Genomic DNA, 18,607 nt, shown 5'->3' with positions numbered 1-18,607 from the left:
TGACGGTTTCTACCGATTAAAATAGATACACCAGATGCAATTGATCGTGTCTGGTGGATTTTTTTTTAGTAGGGAACAGGGAACACCGGAACAGCCCCCCAAACCCCCGTGCACGGGGGGCTAGGGGGGAGGGAACACCGGAACACGGAAGGCAAACTCTTTCTATTACCAATTACCAATTACCAATTACCAATTACCAATTACCAATTACCAATTACCAATTACCAATTACCAATTACCAATTACCAATTACCAATTACCAATTACCTAATTAGTAGACCCATGCAGACTAATTCTCAGGACTCTCATCTTAACTCCCTCAGACAATGGGCAAATTTAATGGCGATTATCGCCGCATTTGGAATTAATGTATTAGCGAACTTAGCTCCCTTTAATGGTTTAACTATTGGAGAAATTTCTAATACAGTTTTTAGAGATGTTAAAATTATTCCGGCTAATTATGCCTTTGCTATCTGGGGCTTAATTTATCTAGGATTATTCGGTTTTGCCCTATATCAATTTTTACCTCAAAACCAGGAAAATCCGCGATTAGAGAAGTTAGGTTTTGCCTTGGTTTTAGCCAGTATTGCCCAAATAATTTGGGTATTTTTATTTCAATATCAGATGTTTTTTTTGTCCCTGGGGGCAATGATAGCCATTTTAAATTCTTTAATTGTGGCTTATTTAAGATTAAATATTGGTAGGGTTAAAGTCTCTAAACAAGAACGCTGGTATGTTGATCTTCCGATTAGTATTTATTTAGGTTGGATTAGTGTCGCAACCATTGTGAATGTCGCTTTAGTCTTGGAAAATTGGCAATGGAAAGGCGGGGGAATTTCACCGGAATTATGGACAGCAATTTTATTAGTAATTGCTGGAACTGTAGCGTCTATTTTAATTATTGAACGGAATGAAATTGCCTATCCTTTTGTGATTATGTGGGCACTTTGTGCGATCGCAGTTCGCCAAACTACCCAACCTTTAATTTTAGTCACAGCTATTGGTGTATCTCTATCTTTGGGATTATTTGGATTAAGTTTAACTATTTTACGACGAAGGATTTAAGCAGATTAACACAGATTAAAATCCGTGAAATCTGAACACGGATTAAACGGATTACGCAGATTAACACAGATTAAAATCCGTGAAATCCGTGAAATCCTCTTAAATCTGCGATCCCCATTACCCAATTCAATCTTTTCGGGCGATGAGGAAATAGGTGAACATTTCGCCTTTGCCTTTAATTTCAATGATGCCGCGCTCCTCAAAAATGTATTTATCTTTTAAACGTTGGTAGGTAGTTTCTGTGACTTGAATTTTGCCTGCGACGCCATGGGACTCCATGCGGTTAGCGGTATTTACCGTATCTCCCCAAAGGTCATAGGTAAACTTCTTGGTACCAATAACTCCCGCTTCTACCGCCCCGATATTAATTCCGGTTCGCATTTGTACAGGTTCATTGCCTTCGAGACGAAATTGACCGATAATGCTTTGCATATCTAAGGCCATATTAGCGATCGCTTCTGCATGGTCAGGACGGGGAGTAGGGAGTCCCCCAACTACCATATAAGCATCTCCGATGGTTTTAATTTTTTCTAGGCCATATTTTTCCGCCAATTCATCAAAAGCCGAAAAAATTTCGTTGAGAACTTCCACTAATTGAGCCGGGGATAAATTAGCGGATAATTTAGTAAAATTAACAATATCTGAAAATAAAACCGTGACATCGGCGAAACTATCGGCAATGGTGCTTTCTCCCTGTTTTAGACGTTGGGCGATCGCTTCGGGTAAAATATTTAATAATAATCGTTCCGATTTTTCCTGTTCTTCAGCTAACTTTTTTAAATATGCTTGTTCTTGATCCCGTAGGCGTTTTTTTTCTAAACAGGCATTAATTCTAGCTTTTAATAAAACCGGATTAAAGGGTTTAGATAAATAATCTTCGGCCCCTAATTCAATACAACGAACAATACTATCAATATCATTAACCGCCGAAATCATCACCACGGGAATATGACGCAGGGCGGGATCGGCTTTCAAAGTCTCTAAGACTTGATAGCCATTCATTTGAGGCATCATAATATCCAGTAACACCAAGTCCAGGGACATTGATGCCATCATTTCCAGGGCTTCAAAGCCATTAGAAGCCACAGTCACGCCGTAACCTTGGCGCTGGAGTCTTTTAGCCAGGAGGTCACGGTTAACCTCATTATCATCAACAATTAGCACGCGATCGGGTTGAGCTTCCATCTCTTATTAGTGGCTCCTACTGTCGTTTTGGGATAGTAACAACAAGTACCACGCCTCCAGCTAAGGTTTTCATCAAATCAGTTGCTCAGATAAAAATTGAGATCGCTTTCAGCAGATTCTACAATATTTCCGTAAGAGTTAAGAGTAGAGATTTATAGTTTCTCTTGGCTGATAACTGTTGACTGTTGACTGTTTACTGATAACTGATTAGGGTGCGGTGGCTTTCTTTAAACAGACTTCTATTTTGTCCAATAGACGGGAAAATTCTACGGGTTTTGTATCGTAATCATTGCACCCGGCGGCCAAACATTTTTCCCGATCGCCCGCCATAGCATGGGCCGTTAACGCAATTACGGGAATGGCTTTGGTTTTTGGATCGGCTTTAATTTGTCGGGTAGCTTCCCATCCATCCATCACGGGTAAACTCATATCCATCAGGATCAGATCGGGCATTTTTGAATGGGCCAGTGCCACACCCTCAGCCCCATCCACGGCAATAAATACCTCATATCCCTTGCGGAATAGACGTCGTTTGAGCATATCCCGATTCATTTCATTATCTTCAACTAATAAAATCTTTACCATGATCTGATCTCAACATTAATAGTTTAGGCTTAGAATTTTCACGATTTAGAATTTAATGGAAACTGTTTCAAGCTGGCATTCAACAACGTATGAATTTCTTTCAAAAGATCTTCACCGCTATAACTGCCTTTCTGAAGAATTTGCTCCACATATCCCCGCAATTGCATCCATTCTGAGGGGGTTAATTCCGCAGCCGTAATTACGATAACTGGGATATGCGCCCACGGTTCAGCTTTTTGAAGGTCGTGGATCAACTCAAAACCACTTTTTCGGGGAAGAACTAAGTCCAGCAGAATTAGTCTGGGAGCGGACTGTTGGATCAATTGCAAAGCGACTTCACCATCGGCCGCCTCTTGAACTATCCAACCCTGTCGCTGTAATAATCCGCGTAACATTTGTCGGATTATAGGATCATCTTCAACAACTAAAATGTGATTAGCTAGGGGCAGAATATCCGGTTTCCGATCAGGTTGATACTTACTTAGTAAAGTAGCCAGACGCTTCCCATCAAAAGGTTTTGTTAGATAGTCCGATGCACCTAAGGCAAACCCTCGATTTTTATTGCTGATGAACGATAACACGATCACTGGAATATCAGCTAGATTAGGATCGGCTTTTAATGTTGATAATACCGCCCAACCGCTCATTTTTGGTAGGATTATATCTAAAATCACGGCATCGGGACGCAGTTCTTGGACAAGCTGAAGTCCTTCTTCCCCTGTTGCTGCGGTTTCTACGAGCATTCGGTGCTCGATTAGCGATCGCTCGATTAAATTCCGGGTATCGGGATCATCATCAATGACTAAGATCGTTGCCGATGAACTATTAACTGTCAAGGTAGGTTCAACCCAGATTAAATCTTGTTCTCCCAAAGGTTCCTCTGGTTCGGATTCCAATTCCGCTTCTGGGAATAGGGATTGAACCCAGAGGGGCAAATAGACGGTAAAGGTGGAACCCTTGGATAGTTCACTATTAACGCTAATCGAACCCTGCATCATTTGACAAAAGCGTTGACTGATCGTTAGTCCTAATCCCGTTCCCCCATAACGGCGAGTGGTTGAGGCGTCTCCTTGGGTAAAGGGTTCAAATAGTTGTTTTTGTTGTTCGGGAGTAATGCCAATTCCGGTATCTCGGACTTGGAAAGCAATATAGCCTGATTTGGGATCGACGGTCAGATTTTGCGGGTGAACGTCTTCCCATGGCAGGGTTTGGGCTAGACAAATATCGAGGGTAATTTGGCCTGCTGAGGTGAATTTAGCTGCATTACTAATCAGGTTCAATAAGACCTGTCGAACTTTAGTTAAATCGGCGAGCATGGTGCTGGGGGTATTGGGGGCATAGTGAATGTCCAATGTGTTTCTATTTTGATCTACAAGCGGTTGAGCCGTGGCGACGACACTTTCAATTAACATGGGAATCTCAAAGGTTTCCAAATACAAATCCATCCGCCCCGCTTCTATTTTAGAAATATCCAAAATATCATTAATCAAAGATAGTAAGTTACGTCCAGCCGTGCGAATTCGTTCTAAATCAGGAACAATATCTTCATATCCTGAGTCTCCGGCTTCTTCTGCCAAAATCTCACTATAGCCAATAATCGCATTTAAAGGAGTGCGGAGTTCGTGACTCATATTGGCTAAAAAGCTACTTTTAGCTCGATTGGCGGCAACTGCGGCTTCTTTGGCTTGTTTCAGGGCTTCTGCGGCTTGTTTACTTTCGGTAATATCTTCGACTGTGCCTTCAAAACAGAGCAGTTGTCCGGCTTGATCTCGAACAGCCCGGGCATTTTCTGAGATCCAAATTATACTTCCATCTCGGCAATAAACTTGGGATTCAAACCCCGATACGGAATTATTGGCTTGAATAGCTGCAATAAATTCTGCCCGACGCTGGGGATTAACATACAATTGATGGCTAATATCTGTGACTGTTTGTAATAAATCCTCTGGGGAATCATAGCCTAGAATTTTTGCTAATGCCGGGTTAGCACTAATATATCTGCCTTCTGGGGTAGTTTGACAAATTCCCTCCGCCGCATTTTCAAAAATACTGCGATATTTAGCTTCGGTTTGTCGTAAGAATTCCTCCGTTTGTTTCCGCTCAATGGCATTAGAAAACATTTCTCCTACCATTTTTAATAGGGCAATATTATCCGATGACCAAGTATAACTAGAATAGATAGAATCAAATCGCAGAAAGCCCACCAAGGCCCGACGACAGACTAACGGAACTAGAATAATGGATGCAATTGCAGGTGAAGTATCGGTTTCGCAATAAGATGATAATTCTAAACTTTGATGAAATTGTCGTAAATATTCTAAATCCTTTAGTGCTTCTGGGGGTAAATCTTGAATCGCTAGATAAATATTTTCATAGCGGTTGAGTTGTTTTTCTAACCAAGGAATATCAAAAATGTAAAGTTTTGAGGGTAATATTTTCTTTAATAAATCGGTTAATCTTGCGTTTTCTTGTAGGCCAAGATTTAGACTTTTGATTGCTAACCACTGATAAACCGAATTCATCTGGATTTCCTGATCGGCGAATAAATATAAATAGCTTTGTTCTACCTCAATAAAGATACTAATTCGTTCTAAAGCCTGTTGAATACCATTTTCAATCCCATCGGTGGTTAAACTAATAAAGTGAGTCGATAAATTAGTAATTAATTGTTCAAATTCTACCCGATATTGTAGGGCTTTTTCGACTCGTTTTCTTTGGGTAATATCTCGAAAACTCCAAACTCGCCCAACTAATTTTTCTCCCATTTTGGAAGGATGGGAATATAGCTCAAAAACTCTGCCGTCTTTGAATTCTACCACATCATAAGTTGGTATTTGAGGTTCAGAAGAAAGCTGCATGACCGTTTTTAGAAATCGAGGCGGATCTTTTAATTGTCTTAACACAAAGGCTAAGGCAGATTGATCGTGGGGAGGCTTGAATAGGGTGGTGGGAACTTGCCACATTTCCACAAATTTCTGATTAAAATTTAAGATTTTTCCCGTGCGATCAACGGCTAAAATTCCGGCATCGGTGGAATCAAAAGTGGCGCGTAGGAGAGAGATCGAACGTTCGGCTTCTAACTGAGCTTGTTTGCGTTCGGTAATGTCTAAAAATACTAAGACGGCTGCTACAAAGGTGTTTTTCTCTAAAATCGGAGTTAATACATAGGAAACGGGTAAAATACTGCCATCGGCACGAAGAAACTGATCGTCACTGGATTTGATCGGTTCTAGGAAGGAGGTTAACTCTGCGGGGGTGGAGGCGGATTCGGTAAGTTGTTGAAACCCATCTAAGGATAATTGCGATCGCCCTCCAATCCACTCTAAGACAGGGTTTCCCGCCAATTCGACTTCCGACCATCCTAGTAGCCTTTCCGCTTCAGGATTCATTGATAACAAACGGCCCTGGGGATTTAAAATACATAACCCCGCCCCCAGGGAACTAATTACGGATTTGGCTCGATTCCTTTCTGCTTGTAAACGGGTTTCTGATTCCTGAGTTTGTTGGTTATATAACTCCAACATTTCCCGGGAAGACATGGTAAGGGAGCGGTCGATTAAATTTCGTTCTCGATCCGCTTCATTGTAGCTGTGGTTAATGACTTCCAGAAATTCTTGCCATGTAGAGATATCAACTGGAGGAGTTTGTCGATCAAGACCCAGGCGTTTGAGTTGGCGTTGGAGCGCGTAGTGCATAGAATCTCATGGTTGAAGAAGTCGGGATGCGGTCAGGGGAAAACAGAGCTAGGGGGGGCTAGTTTTCCCAATGTTTTTTGGGGCAACGGATCTAGTTTAACCTCTGGAATTGGTAAGTCATCAAAATTGAAAAATTAGTTTCTGGAGGATACCTCATCACCCGGGGCAGAACTTTCCTCTTGTTGTTCGGCGATTAATTTGGGTTGTAGATACAGATTTTCAACTAATGCCGCCACTCCTGCAAACCAAGGGGGTACAATTAATGCACCCAGAATACCGAGAATTTGTACCCCGCCCAGGACGGATAAAAGCTGATACAACGGGTGAATTCCCACGGAAGAACCGACTAATAAAGGATCAAGAATGTAGGTTTCAATATTTTGAATAATTCCATACAATAATAACACCCAAACGACTATAAATCCGCCTTTAGCTAAGGCAACAATTAACGCCGGAATTGCCCCTAAAATTGGGCCTAAAAAGGGAATTAAATTGGTGACTCCAGCGATCGCGCCTAAACCAATAGCAAAATCTTGTAATCCTAAAAATCCTAACGCCGTTGTGGTAGCAATCCCTAAAATTGCCGAGACTAAAATTCGGCCGCGAATATAACCCCCCATCCGTTGACTAATAGGATTAACTTGATCGGCTAATCTTTGATTCCAAGGATAGGGAAAAAATTGAATCAAACTATTAATTAGGGTTTTACTATCAGCTACCATATAGCCGGAAATAAATAGAGCTAAAATTAAACTGGCAACCCCGCCCACAATTCCCCTAGTAATACCATAGGAGCGTAAAATCAATTGTTGACTCGAACGAATTACCCAACTGGTTAAGGATTGAGTATCAATTAATTGTTCAATAAAAGTGGAGGTATCTGCTCCTAATCGACCTGCTAAATTAGTGGTAATTCCAATTATTTTTTCTGCAAAAATTGGAGATTGACGCACTAATAGGGTAATTTGATCCACCACAGCCGGCCCAATGACTAATCCAAATCCTGTTAATCCGGCAATTAGGGTTAGGTAAACTAAAACCACAGCTAACCATCGAGGAACCTGTTTTGTTTCTGCCCAATTAACAATAGGAACAATAGAAGCGGCTAAAATCACAGAAATCATTAATAGAACGATTAAACCTCGAATTTGCCAGAGCAGAATCAGTAGAAATACAGATGCTAAAATCAGCAGCAGACTAGAGAGGGAAAATGAAATACGTCGTTCAGATTTCATAGATTTTCAGTAAGTTAGTCTCAGGGGTTGATCATGATCGAAAACTATGTTTTAATTCTATTTGCTGCCTTGATTTATTTTAATCATTAAGGGAACATTCGTCAAGAGAAATTATTCATTAATTTATATTTAAGGAAAAAATTATCTATGAAAATTCATGTTGAAGGTTGGCGTTTTATCCCCCATGCTTATAGTATCACCAATCAATTCCAACTTTTGGAACTGTTAAAGCGATCGCAATTAGAAATAACCCATCAAGATATTCCCGGTTTAAAACCCCAGTGGAAACATTTAAACGGATTATTCCCATCGGAATTAGAAACCCAGTTACAACAAATTCCTCAAGCAATTAATCCCCCTGCTGATGTTACTATCCGTCTCTATCAACCCTTTAATTTTAACTCATCTCAAAGTCAAAAAACCCTGATCTATACCACTGCTCCTTGGGGAATTTTAATTGATTCTTCGCCACAACTTAAACCCCTATTTCACTTAAAAAATCAAATAATTAATCCCGATGTTACTATGATTACGCCCTCCCAATGGTCACGGGAAGGACTGATCCGCAGTGGTCTAAATCCTCAACAGATAAAGGTTATTCCCTGGGGTGTTGATCCTAAAATTTATTATCCCTTAGATGAAACCGAAAGAAATAGACTTAGAAAACAATGGGGATGGGAAGATTATTTTATATTTTTCCATGTCGGAAGTTTACAGGATCAAGATGGAATTAAACCCATTTTAAAAGCTTTTGCTAATATTATAGAACGATATCCCCAGGCGCGATTAGTATTAAAAGGATCGGATTTTTTTCATGACTCTAACCAGTGGTTAACCAGTGCTAGTCAACAAGTATTAACCGAGGAAGAAGTTACTAAAGTTAAACAGCGAGTTGCCTATTTTAATCAAACCCTATCCTGTGCATCCCTAGCCCAATTATACCAGATTTCCGATGCTTATTTAGCGGTGGATATTGCCACTGCTTTTAATTTATCAGTATTAGAAGCAGCAGCATCGGGACTACCAATTATTTATGCTTCTGGAGGAGCCACAGAAGAAATTATTAATCCAGAGTTTACCTTAAAAATAGATACTCGATTTAAAACTCGAATTATTCAAAATCAAAGTCAATTCTTTCTACATCCAAATTGGAAACATCTGGCAGAATTAATGCAGGAAGCTATAGATAATTCTACTTGGAGAGAACAGGCTAGAAAAACTGCGCCCGATTGGGTTAATCAACATTATACCTGGAAACATACCGTTGATCAACTCTTAGAAATTTGCCAAGATCAAACAGCAATATCCTGGGCAAATCCCATAATTAAAGATTCTGTTTCTTTATCTGATCCCCATAGTATTATTGTCGAAGGATGGCGAGATATTCCCCATTCCTATTCCTTTATTAACAGTTATCAACTGTTAGAAATGGTTAAATATCCAGCTTTAAAAGTTTTTCATAAAGACATTCCTTATGTTACCTCAGACTGGAAACCTAGCAAACATTTATTAAGTATCGAAGCTGAAGATATATTAGACCAAATTACTGTTCCTAAAACCAAGGAACAAGTGGATGTTACCCTGCGGGTTTATTGTCCGTTTAATTTGACAGCTTCATCTAGTAAAAAAACCGCTATTTTTGGCTGTACAGAATGGGGAATTGTGCCACGTTCTATTTTAAATGGCATGAAAATTGAATGTTTTAGAGAAGCTCATCGCAATTCTGATACCTTAATTATTACCTCCTCCCATTGGTCGAGGGAAGGATTTATTCGCAGTGGCGCTGTTCCTGAACGAGTAGTGGTAATTCCTTTAGGAATTGACCCTAATATTTATCATCCTTTACCCGAAGAAAAACGACAGGAATTAAGAAAAAAATTTGGCTGGAATGATGGTTTTATCTTCCTGAATATTGGGGTAATGTGGAATGAACGTCAGGGAATTGATCGGATTTTAAAAGCCTTTGCTCAAATTACAGAAAAATATCCCCAAGCCCGATTAGTTTTAAAAGGGAGAGATGCAATTTTTCCTTCTAAAGACTATCTCAAACAAGCTACAAAAGACACATTAAACGAGACAGAAATACAACGAATTTCCTCTCGAATGGTTTATATTGGTAATAACTTATCATCCTTAGAAATGGCACAATTGTATCAAGCCGCCGATGCTTATGTGTCTCCTTATGCCGCCGAAGGGTTTAATCTTCCGGTGTTAGAAGCGATGGCTTCTGGTATTCCCGTTATCTGTACCGACGGGGGGCCAACGGATGATTTTACAGATGAAAAATTAGTCTATAAAATCAGAAGTAGATTTGAGCAAATCACTCTAAAAACAGGGGAAACGCGATTCTTTTTAGAACCGGATCAGGAACATTTATTACAATTAATGGAAATGGTAATTCAAAAAGAAACCCTTTATCAATCCCTCCAAAAAATCGGGCCTGATTTTGTCTCAAAAAGATTTACATGGAAAATTGTTGTTGAGCAATTATTAAAGGTTTTATTCCACAATCTTTAATTCTAAAATTGTCATCTGGGAAAGAATAGGATACACTGAAAATTACCAGTTAAATTTTTGACGTTTTTGGTAGTACCCCTATGCAGTCCACCGTCACACCTAAGACAGAATTAACCATGGATGACCCCAAGCGGGGAATGCCTGTAACCATTATTACAGGATTCCTAGGAAGTGGGAAAACCACCCTGCTGAATCATATTTTATCCAATCAGCAGGGAATCAAAACCGCCGTCCTGGTGAATGAATTTGGTGAAATTGGAATTGATAATGAATTGATTATCAATACCGATGAAGATAATACAATGGTTGAGTTAAGTAATGGCTGCGTTTGTTGCACCATTAATGAAGATTTAGTTAATGCGGTTTATAAGGTTTTAGAACGTCCTGAAAAAGTGGATTATATGGTGGTAGAAACCACCGGACTCGCCGATCCGCTTCCGGTCGCTCTGACTTTTTTAAGTACAGAATTAAGGGATATGACTCGTTTAGATTCCATTGTAACATTAGTAGATTGTGCTAATTTTAGTTTGGATTTATTCAATAGTCAAGCCGCCAATAGTCAGATTGTCTATGGGGATATTATTGTTTTAAATAAAACCGATTTAGTCGATGAAGCCGAGGTAGATTTATTGGAAGTCAGAATTCGGGATATGAAAAAAGATGCCCGAATTTTACGCACCACTAACTCTCAAGTTTCCTTACCTTTAATTCTGAGTGTTGGATTATTTCAATCCGATCAATATTTTGATGATCAATCCGATGAACATGACCATCATGATCACAAACATGATCACGACCATGACCATGAGGATCATGTCTGTGATGACCATTGTGAGCACGATCATGATCATGATCATCAGCACCATCATGATCATCATGACCATTCTAATCACTTAGAAAATGATGGTTTTACCTCCCTTTCTTTCCAAAGTGATCAACCCCTTTCTTTAAGAAAATTTCAATACTTTTTGGATAACCAACTTCCGGCGAGTGTGTTTCGAGCCAAAGGAATTTTATGGTTTGATGAAAGTCCCAAACGTCATATTTTTCATCTGAGTGGAAAACGGTTTTCAATTGATGATGATGAATGGAAAACCGAACCCAAAACCCAATTAGTTTTAATTGGTCAGGAATTAGATCATGAAATTCTACGATCTCAACTCAATCATTGTTTATGTCTTCCCTCTACCAGTCGTGGAAAAGGATTTGGGAAATAAAATATTAGTTAATAGGTGAACAATAGTAATGGTGCGTGTACTGATAATACGCACCCTACTATTAACTGATGACTAATAACTGATTACTGATTACTGATATGCGGGTAATTGTTCAACGAGTTAATGCGTCTCAAGTTACCGTCGGAGGTGAAATCATCGGTCAAATTGGGAGAGGACTCAACCTATTAGTAGGAATTGCTCAAACAGATACCGAAATAGAAATTAATTGGATGGTGCGAAAATGCTTAGAATTAAGATTATTTTCCGATCCCCAAACCAACACTGGAAAATGGGAAAAATCCATTCAAGAAATTCAAGGTGAATTATTAGTGGTAAGTCAATTTACTCTCTATGGGGACTGTCGCAAGGGTCGGCGTCCGTCCTTTGATCGTTCAGCACCTCCAGCAACGGCTGAAAAGCTTTATCAACAGTTTGTTGAACAATTGCGTTTGAGTGGTTTAAAAGTAGAAACAGGTCAATTTGGCGCCATGATGGAAGTTTCAATCGAAAATGATGGCCCGGTTACGTTAATCTTAGAAAAAGAAGCAAACTCTTAATTATTTCTATTATAAAATATTTAGAAAAATGACTATTTCGATTGATTTTGGAACCAGTAATACTGTTATTTCCCGTTGGAATTCGGCGACACAAAAACCTGAAACATTAAAATTACCTAATTTATCCCAAATTTCCAGTCAAAATCCGCCCCTGATTCCGAGTTTAGTTTATTTAAAAGATGCGAGTCAACCGGATATTTTATTGGGTCAACAAGTGCGGGATGGAGGATATGATATTAGTAATGATCCTCGTTTTTTCAAGAATTTTAAACGGGGAATTGGGAGTAATATTCAGGGATTTTTACCCGAAATTGATGGTCAAATTATTAGCTTTGAACGAGTGGGAGAATTGTTTTTAAGAGGAATTGTGAATGCTATTCGTCAAATACCTATGGAGGTTGATTCTTTGGTATTTACCGTTCCAGTTGACAGCTTTGAATCCTATCGTTATTGGCTTGGAAAAGTATCTGAATCTCTTGATGTAGAACAGGTAAAACTGTTAGATGAACCCACGGCGGCTGCTTTAGGTTATGGATTAGCAGATCAAGAGCTTTTACTGGTAATTGATTTAGGTGGAGGAACGTTAGATCTCTCCCTAGTTCGTTTAGAAGCAAATAGCAATAAAAAACCGTTAGGTTTTATTTTAAAATGGGGGCAAAAATCCTTTACAGAATCATCAGGACAACGGGTACAAACTGCTAGAGTTTTAGCTAAAGCAGGGCAAAATTTAGGGGGTTCTGATATTGATAATTGGTTATTAGATTACTTTACTAAAACCCAAGGTTTACCCAAAAATAGCCTAACTACTCGTTTAGCTGAACGTTTAAAAATTCAATTATCTTTACAAACTCAAGCGACAGAAGTTTATTTTGATGACCAAACCTTAGATAGTTATGAATTAACCTTAACGCGGAATCAGTTTGAAACTATTCTTACTAATGCTAGTTTTTTTGAAACCTTAGATGATTCTATTGGTAAAGTTTTCCAACAAGCTCGCCGTCAAGGAATTGAAGTTTCTGATATCAATGCTGTTTTATTAGTGGGAGGAAGTGCTCAAATTCCATCGGTACAAACTTGGATTCAGCAATATTTTGATAGCGATAAAATTCGCTGTGAAAAACCTTTTGAGGCGATTTCCCATGGTGCTTTACAACTGAATCAAGGGATAAAAATAGAAGATTTTTTATATCATAGTTATGGTATTCGCTATTGGAATCGTCGGGATAATTGCCATAGTTGGCATTCAATTATAAGATCAGGTCAACCCTATCCGATGACGACACCCATAGAATTAATGTTGGGTGCATCTTTGGAAAATCAACCCAGTATTGAATTGATTTTAGGAGAATTGGGGGATGAAACCGGAGGAACAGAGGTTTATTTTGATGGCGATCGCTTGGTCACTCGTCGTTTAGATCAAAGCCAAATTGTTCAATCTTTAAATGATACCCCAGGCGGTCGCACCATTGCTCAATTAGCCCCTCTAGGAAACCCAGCAAGTGATCGGATTAAAGTCTTATTTCAAGTAGATGAAAAACGATTTTTAAGAATTACGGTTGAAGACTTGTTAACCGATAAACTGCTTTTAGAAAATCAAATTGTTGTCCAGTTAAGTTAGAGGGAAATACCAGATTTATGATGTTAAAAGTTTACCCTAATTGTGAGAGAGAAAACTATGCGATCGCGAGCTATTCGGGAAGGTTCTGTGGGTTTATTAATTTTGTTGGGATTGGGTTTACTCGGAGCCGTAGTTTTATGGCTGAAAAATATTAGTTTAGGAAGTCGTAGTTACACAATTATTGCAGAATTTTCTGATGCGTCTGCATTACAAATCGGAACAGTTGTCAGATATCGAGGGGTTAAAGTGGGTCGATTGGTTCAACTTAAAGCATCCTTAAATGCTGTTGATGCCATTTTAGAAATTACACCGAGTAGTTTTATTATTCCTCGCAATGTGATCATTCAATCTAACCAAATTGGTTTATTAAATGAAGGATATATTGATATTATTCCCAAGGAAAAATTTTCTCAAAACTTCGCAGATGCAGATCCTCTTAGTCCCGATTGTCCTGAAACTATTCTTTGTAATAATACTCGCATTCCTGGAGAGCTAGGAATTGATATTATGAAACTAATTGGCAGTTTATATCAATTTGCAGAAATCTATGGAAATCCAGAGTTATTTGCTAACTTAAATTCCGCAGCCAAAAACAGTTCTAGTGCCGCCCAAGAAGCTATAAATTTAAGTGGGAAAATATCAGAGTTTTTGTCTGTTACCCAGTCAGAAATTGAACAACTTAATGCGTCTGTAGGGACTGGAATTGGCGGGTTAAATCAATCGGTGAGTCAAGGAGTTAATGCTTTGACTTCAGAAATGACTAATCTTTCAACGGGTGTTCAAAGAGATACAAAAGAAGTCACTCAAGCCACTGTTAATTCCGCCAATTCTATCAGTCAGGCGGCTAATCAAGTTAGCGCTCTTACTAATCAATTTAATGGATTATTAGCGAATAATCGATCTAGTTTAGTTTCTACTTTAGAAAATATTAATCAAACCACAAAAGAACTCAGTGTTTTAGTCGGAAGTCTAACCCCGATCATGACTCAATTAGAACAGGCTAATATTATTAAAAATTTGGAAGCCGCCTCAGCTAATGCAGAAGCCACATCAGCTAACCTCAGAGATTTATCAAAGGGAGTCAGTGATCCTGAAAATTTAATCCTAATTCAAGAAACTTTAAATTCCACTCGAGATACCCTACAAACCTTGCAAAAAATTAGTGAAGATGTGAACCAATTAACCGGGGATGAACAATTACAAAATAACCTGAAAAACTTAATTAATGGTTTGGGGAAATTATTTAACTCAACTCAACGTTTAGAACGACAAAAATCAATGTCGGAAAAATTAGAACCTCTAGCAGAAGCGGTTAAAAAAACTCAGGTTACACTCTCAACTATTAATCAATCTTCAACCCTAAAACAGCCTGGTTTTGAAGCGAATGAAAGGGTAAATCAACTGATGAATTCTGCTACAGATTATTCTATTGATCAAACTCAAAAATTTATTTTTCCACCCCAATTTAATCAGGAATAGGGAAAAATTACCACTACCTTTACTTATAACAGAAAAGTCATCAATTAATAGATCAACTTAGGAAATTATACTTATATGGAATGGAAATCATGGTCTAGTCTTCCCCTTAAACAACGTGAACAATTACCCCCGCAACCAGGGATCTATGTGGTTGTCGATGCAGAACAAGAAGTGTGGTATGTAGGGCGATCTATCAATATTAATGCTCGTTGGAATGGGAGAGGACACCACAGGTATCCACAATTAAGTCGCACAAACAATCAAAGGTTATATAGAATTTACTGGCAATTATTTACCACCGAACAACTTAATGAAAAAGAGCAGCTATATATTGATTTGTTCAAACCACACCTTAACTACAGTCGGGTTAAAACATACGCAAGAAAACCCATACAACCCAATCAAGAAATCAGTCGCCTTCTCAAAGTTATCAATAAGAAGACTACCCTATTCCCTGATGTGCGGTCTGTAGTGCTGGGATACTATACAGAAATAGATGAAGATGAAGATGGATCTTTAAAAGAATATAACTGCGTTGTGATAGTCGTTAGTATCAACGATCATGACAGGCCTATCATCAACTCATGTCAAAAATCACAAAGCAGAAAAGGAAAAAGTCTTGAGGGATATTGGAAGGTCTACGAAAGCGAATGTGGAAGTGCTGACCCTAACCTCAAACCTGCATTTATTCTTGTCTTTATGCTAGAAAATATCGTTTATGAATTTGTGTGTTACCCGACTTTAATACATAAGTTGGCGGGAAATAGATCAAGCCTTCATTATATACAGATTGCTAAACAAACTGTTTTAGCTTTGACAGATACAAGTATTCTTCCTTCAATCATGAATACTGATTCATCTTTCAGAACTAGAAGGGAGGATTATCTTCACTATCGAGCAGCAGATCTAAAATCTGTTCTAGATCTACTACCGGAGATTTCGATATAATAACGATTAATTAAATAGATTTGGCGAGGTATACTAGAAAATAGACATTCTATTTAAAAGCCAATCAACAAAGCAGGAAATATGACACTTACAAAAACCGAGTATAAATATGTAGAGCTAAATCAGGATAATGTTCCTATCATAGCGGGAACTATAATGAAAGTCGTTGAATTAGTTGAAGCTCAAATTGCTTATAGTTGGAGTCCAGCAGAATTACACCTTAATCATCGTTATTTAACCATGAGCCAAATTCTTTCTGCCTTAGCTTATTATTGGGATCATAAAGCAGAACTCGACACAGAAATAAAGCGACGAGAAGACTATATTAAACAGGCAGAAATTGAAGCTGGTGAATCTCCTTTTGCTGCTAGATTACGCGCTCAAGGGCTATTAAAATGAGTTCAATATTTACCTTTGTAGTTTATCTTATATTAACCAAGTACAAAATTAATAAAAACCCATTCATACAAAAACCTCCTTCCGATTTACCACTAGAAGGGGGTTTTTGATTATTAACCTGGCACCGAGCTATTTTCCCAGGAGGCTACCCTCCAAGTATCTTCGCCGTGTCAGCGTTTCACTTCCGAGTTCGAGATGGATCGGAGTGGTTCCACTGAGCCATAGGCACCAGGAAAGCTCTATAAACTTTTACCTGGGTTTGAGGTTTGCAGCCGTTTGTGTTTTGCTTGCTTGCCTCTCACAATTTACTAATCTACTCCCTTTTTCTGGGAATGTCAACCCCTTTTTCAATTTTTTTTTGGGGAGAGGCAGAAAACGACTGAGAAATAAGCAGGATAGGGTTCAGGGCAGTCGTACTGCTACAATATCAAGGGAGGTTATGCTATAGTTGAAAACATCTAACCAAAGGAGAGTAATATTGATCATTCTATGCACTCATAATAACGGCGGGGTAGGTAAGACTACTCTTGCTGTACATATAACAGGTGTTCTTATATCAAAGTTTCCCTGGGCTCGGACTCTACTCCTAGACTGTGATGACCAACACCAAGCTTGGGAGTTTTTTGCTCCAAGCAAGCCGAAGAAAGAATTGGAGGTATTCTTGGAGGATAATTTATCATTAATTTACAATCCTAAACGAGAGAATCTTTTAAATATTGTTGATCCAACCCAATACGATCATATCGTTATTGATGCAAAAGGAGCCAGAGAAGATACTGTCAAGGTTATTGTGAATGACAATCCAGATAAAATTTTAATCCCTATTAATGCGTCCCAAAAAAGTAAAGCTTTAGGTAATCTTGATAGAATTCTTGGTATGGTATCTAAGCTAGAATCCAATACAGGGCTTCCTGATAAAGTTCAAGTTACTATTGTCCCTTTGGGGGTATCCAAAGATATCATCAACAATAAATTGGAAACTATTTCTATAGTTCCCCATCAATGCGAAATTTCTCAAGAAATCAGATATTTGCAAGATGAAATGCAAGAGGCTTTATATGAGGACAAAAAATATATTTGGACTTATGAAAATTGTGAGGATCTCTATGAAAATTTTTGTTCACTAATTAACCTATAGAAAGTTGGAGGATTAAAAATGACTATTAACGATAAAAAAAATATTATTGACGACCCTTTGCTAGAACAAGAAATTAAGACAGTTACTCAGCAAAGTAAAGATACTTCTCCTAAAAACATAAGCATAGTTAAATTCACTAAAGATCAAGAAAGAATGGTTCAAATTCTTTCTCAAGGATTGGGTTTATCATTTCAATCCTTGATTAACTGTGCAATCAGAGGGACTCTATTATATATAAAAGAACAAGACAAAAAACTAAAGGATTTACAAGAGTATCCAAAGGAATTAGGTTCACAGGAAACGGAAGTAATGCTAAGTGTTGAAACTTTAAGTGTGCTTGAAAGTTGTGGAATGAAAGATCAATTTAGTGAGTGTGCTATTGTGGGAATTAAATTACTTTACAACACATTCTATTCCCTTAACAATCAAGTTAATTAATACTATGGATGATCCTTTAATAATTCATGAAATTATCCAGGTTATACTATCGGCTAATAATTCTAAAAAACAAGAATTAGGTCGTAGATTTGCTGCGCGTCTGGGGCTAACTCCTGGTGTAGCGGGGCCAGATGATGGAATTGATGGATTTGGTTGGGATCAAAACCGCAAAATCCATTTTCAATGCAAATTAAGGTCTAAACTATTAGATAAAGATGATGCCCGTATGTATTACTCAGATATTGACTACCACCGTGTCGATCTAAGTGTAATGTTAGCAGGAAGTGGTTATAAAGATACTTTTATCAAAAGATTATATGGTCATCGGTACATTGATAACTATAAAATTCATTTATTAACACTTGATGATATTTTTCAAGAAACTCCTGCGTTTGAAGAAGCTGTAGAAGAATTACCTCCATTGCGTGATTTGGGATTAATAGATTGGAAAACGATAAAATAACTAAAAAAAAGATTATCCAAGAATTGAAAGATCCTAGAGTACAACGATAAGCCCAAATATGGCAAAAT

Annotated in this window: 15 protein-coding genes and 1 rRNA gene; 11 read left to right on the top strand and 5 right to left on the bottom strand. The window is 38.3% G+C overall.

Annotated features, from left to right (window positions below; translation table 11 throughout):
* The first annotated feature begins 282 nt into the window (after positions 1-282).
* Positions 283-1,065, top strand: coding sequence for a TspO-related membrane protein (locus tag NMG86_RS09755; protein ID WP_026797537.1), 783 nt, complete (start codon positions 283-285; stop codon positions 1,063-1,065).
* A 126-nt stretch (positions 1,066-1,191) separates the two neighbouring features.
* Here the strand turns inward: NMG86_RS09755 and NMG86_RS09750 are convergent, their stop codons facing one another.
* The 4 genes from NMG86_RS09750 to NMG86_RS09735 all read right to left on the bottom strand — a co-directional run bounded on the left by NMG86_RS09750 (position 1,192) and on the right by NMG86_RS09735 (position 7,765).
* Positions 1,192-2,250, bottom strand: a complete 1,059-nt coding sequence (locus NMG86_RS09750; RefSeq protein WP_026787130.1) for an adenylate/guanylate cyclase domain-containing protein — start codon at positions 2,248-2,250, stop codon at positions 1,192-1,194.
* Positions 2,251-2,457: 207 nt separating this feature from the next.
* Complete coding sequence (locus NMG86_RS09745; RefSeq protein WP_026787131.1) at positions 2,458-2,835, bottom strand: response regulator; 378 nt, start codon at positions 2,833-2,835, stop codon at positions 2,458-2,460.
* Positions 2,836-2,873: 38 nt separating this feature from the next.
* Complete coding sequence (locus NMG86_RS09740) at positions 2,874-6,530, bottom strand: PAS domain S-box protein (protein ID WP_026797536.1); 3,657 nt, start codon at positions 6,528-6,530, stop codon at positions 2,874-2,876.
* Positions 6,531-6,664: 134 nt separating this feature from the next.
* On the bottom strand, positions 6,665-7,765 hold the full coding sequence (locus NMG86_RS09735) for an AI-2E family transporter (protein WP_026798683.1): 1,101 nt from the start codon (positions 7,763-7,765) through the stop codon (positions 6,665-6,667).
* Between the two features lie 147 nt (positions 7,766-7,912).
* Here NMG86_RS09735 and NMG86_RS09730 point away from each other — a divergent pair, with 147 nt between their 5' ends.
* The 7 genes from NMG86_RS09730 to NMG86_RS09700 all read left to right on the top strand — a co-directional run bounded on the left by NMG86_RS09730 (position 7,913) and on the right by NMG86_RS09700 (position 16,500).
* Complete coding sequence (locus tag NMG86_RS09730; RefSeq protein WP_026797535.1) at positions 7,913-10,282, top strand: glycosyltransferase family 4 protein; 2,370 nt, start codon at positions 7,913-7,915, stop codon at positions 10,280-10,282.
* A gap of 80 nt (positions 10,283-10,362) precedes the next feature.
* Positions 10,363-11,499: a CobW family GTP-binding protein gene (locus NMG86_RS09725; protein WP_026797534.1), complete on the top strand. Its 1,137-nt coding sequence runs from the start codon at positions 10,363-10,365 to the stop codon at positions 11,497-11,499.
* A 98-nt stretch (positions 11,500-11,597) separates the two neighbouring features.
* Positions 11,598-12,056, top strand: coding sequence for a D-aminoacyl-tRNA deacylase (gene dtd, locus NMG86_RS09720; protein ID WP_026797533.1), 459 nt, complete (start codon positions 11,598-11,600; stop codon positions 12,054-12,056).
* A 28-nt stretch (positions 12,057-12,084) separates the two neighbouring features.
* On the top strand, positions 12,085-13,674 hold the full coding sequence (locus tag NMG86_RS09715) for an Hsp70 family protein (protein ID WP_026797532.1): 1,590 nt from the start codon (positions 12,085-12,087) through the stop codon (positions 13,672-13,674).
* Positions 13,675-13,731: 57 nt separating this feature from the next.
* Positions 13,732-15,153: an MlaD family protein gene (locus NMG86_RS09710; protein WP_043938733.1), complete on the top strand. Its 1,422-nt coding sequence runs from the start codon at positions 13,732-13,734 to the stop codon at positions 15,151-15,153.
* A gap of 75 nt (positions 15,154-15,228) precedes the next feature.
* Positions 15,229-16,101: a GIY-YIG nuclease family protein gene (locus tag NMG86_RS09705; RefSeq protein WP_051319598.1), complete on the top strand. Its 873-nt coding sequence runs from the start codon at positions 15,229-15,231 to the stop codon at positions 16,099-16,101.
* A gap of 81 nt (positions 16,102-16,182) precedes the next feature.
* Entirely contained in the window at positions 16,183-16,500 is a 318-nt protein-coding gene (locus NMG86_RS09700) for a DUF433 domain-containing protein (protein ID WP_026793701.1), read from the top strand.
* A 116-nt stretch (positions 16,501-16,616) separates the two neighbouring features.
* On the opposite strand, the gene rrf is transcribed toward NMG86_RS09700, so the two are convergent.
* Positions 16,617-16,733, bottom strand: a 5S ribosomal RNA gene (gene rrf, locus NMG86_RS09695).
* 245 nt (positions 16,734-16,978) lie between these two features.
* Here rrf and NMG86_RS09690 point away from each other — a divergent pair.
* Genes NMG86_RS09690 through NMG86_RS09680 form a run of 3 tightly spaced genes read left to right on the top strand, consistent with a single transcriptional unit; the run spans position 16,979 to position 18,539 of the window.
* Positions 16,979-17,638 (top strand): nucleotide-binding protein, encoded by a 660-nt coding sequence (locus NMG86_RS09690; RefSeq protein ID WP_026793700.1) that lies wholly within the window; start codon positions 16,979-16,981, stop codon positions 17,636-17,638.
* 18 nt (positions 17,639-17,656) lie between these two features.
* Positions 17,657-18,076, top strand: a complete 420-nt coding sequence (locus NMG86_RS09685) for a hypothetical protein (RefSeq protein ID WP_026797531.1) — start codon at positions 17,657-17,659, stop codon at positions 18,074-18,076.
* A gap of 4 nt (positions 18,077-18,080) precedes the next feature.
* Positions 18,081-18,539 carry a hypothetical protein gene (locus NMG86_RS09680; protein ID WP_026793698.1) on the top strand — a complete coding sequence of 153 codons (459 nt, stop codon included), beginning with the start codon at positions 18,081-18,083 and terminating at the stop codon, positions 18,537-18,539.
* Positions 18,540-18,607: the final 68 nt, after the last annotated feature.

Origin of the sequence: Planktothrix rubescens CCAP 1459/22 (genome assembly GCA_904830895.1) — a bacterium.
Classification (GTDB): domain Bacteria; phylum Cyanobacteriota; class Cyanobacteriia; order Cyanobacteriales; family Microcoleaceae; genus Planktothrix; species Planktothrix agardhii.
This window is presented reverse-complemented; position numbering and strand designations above follow the sequence as displayed.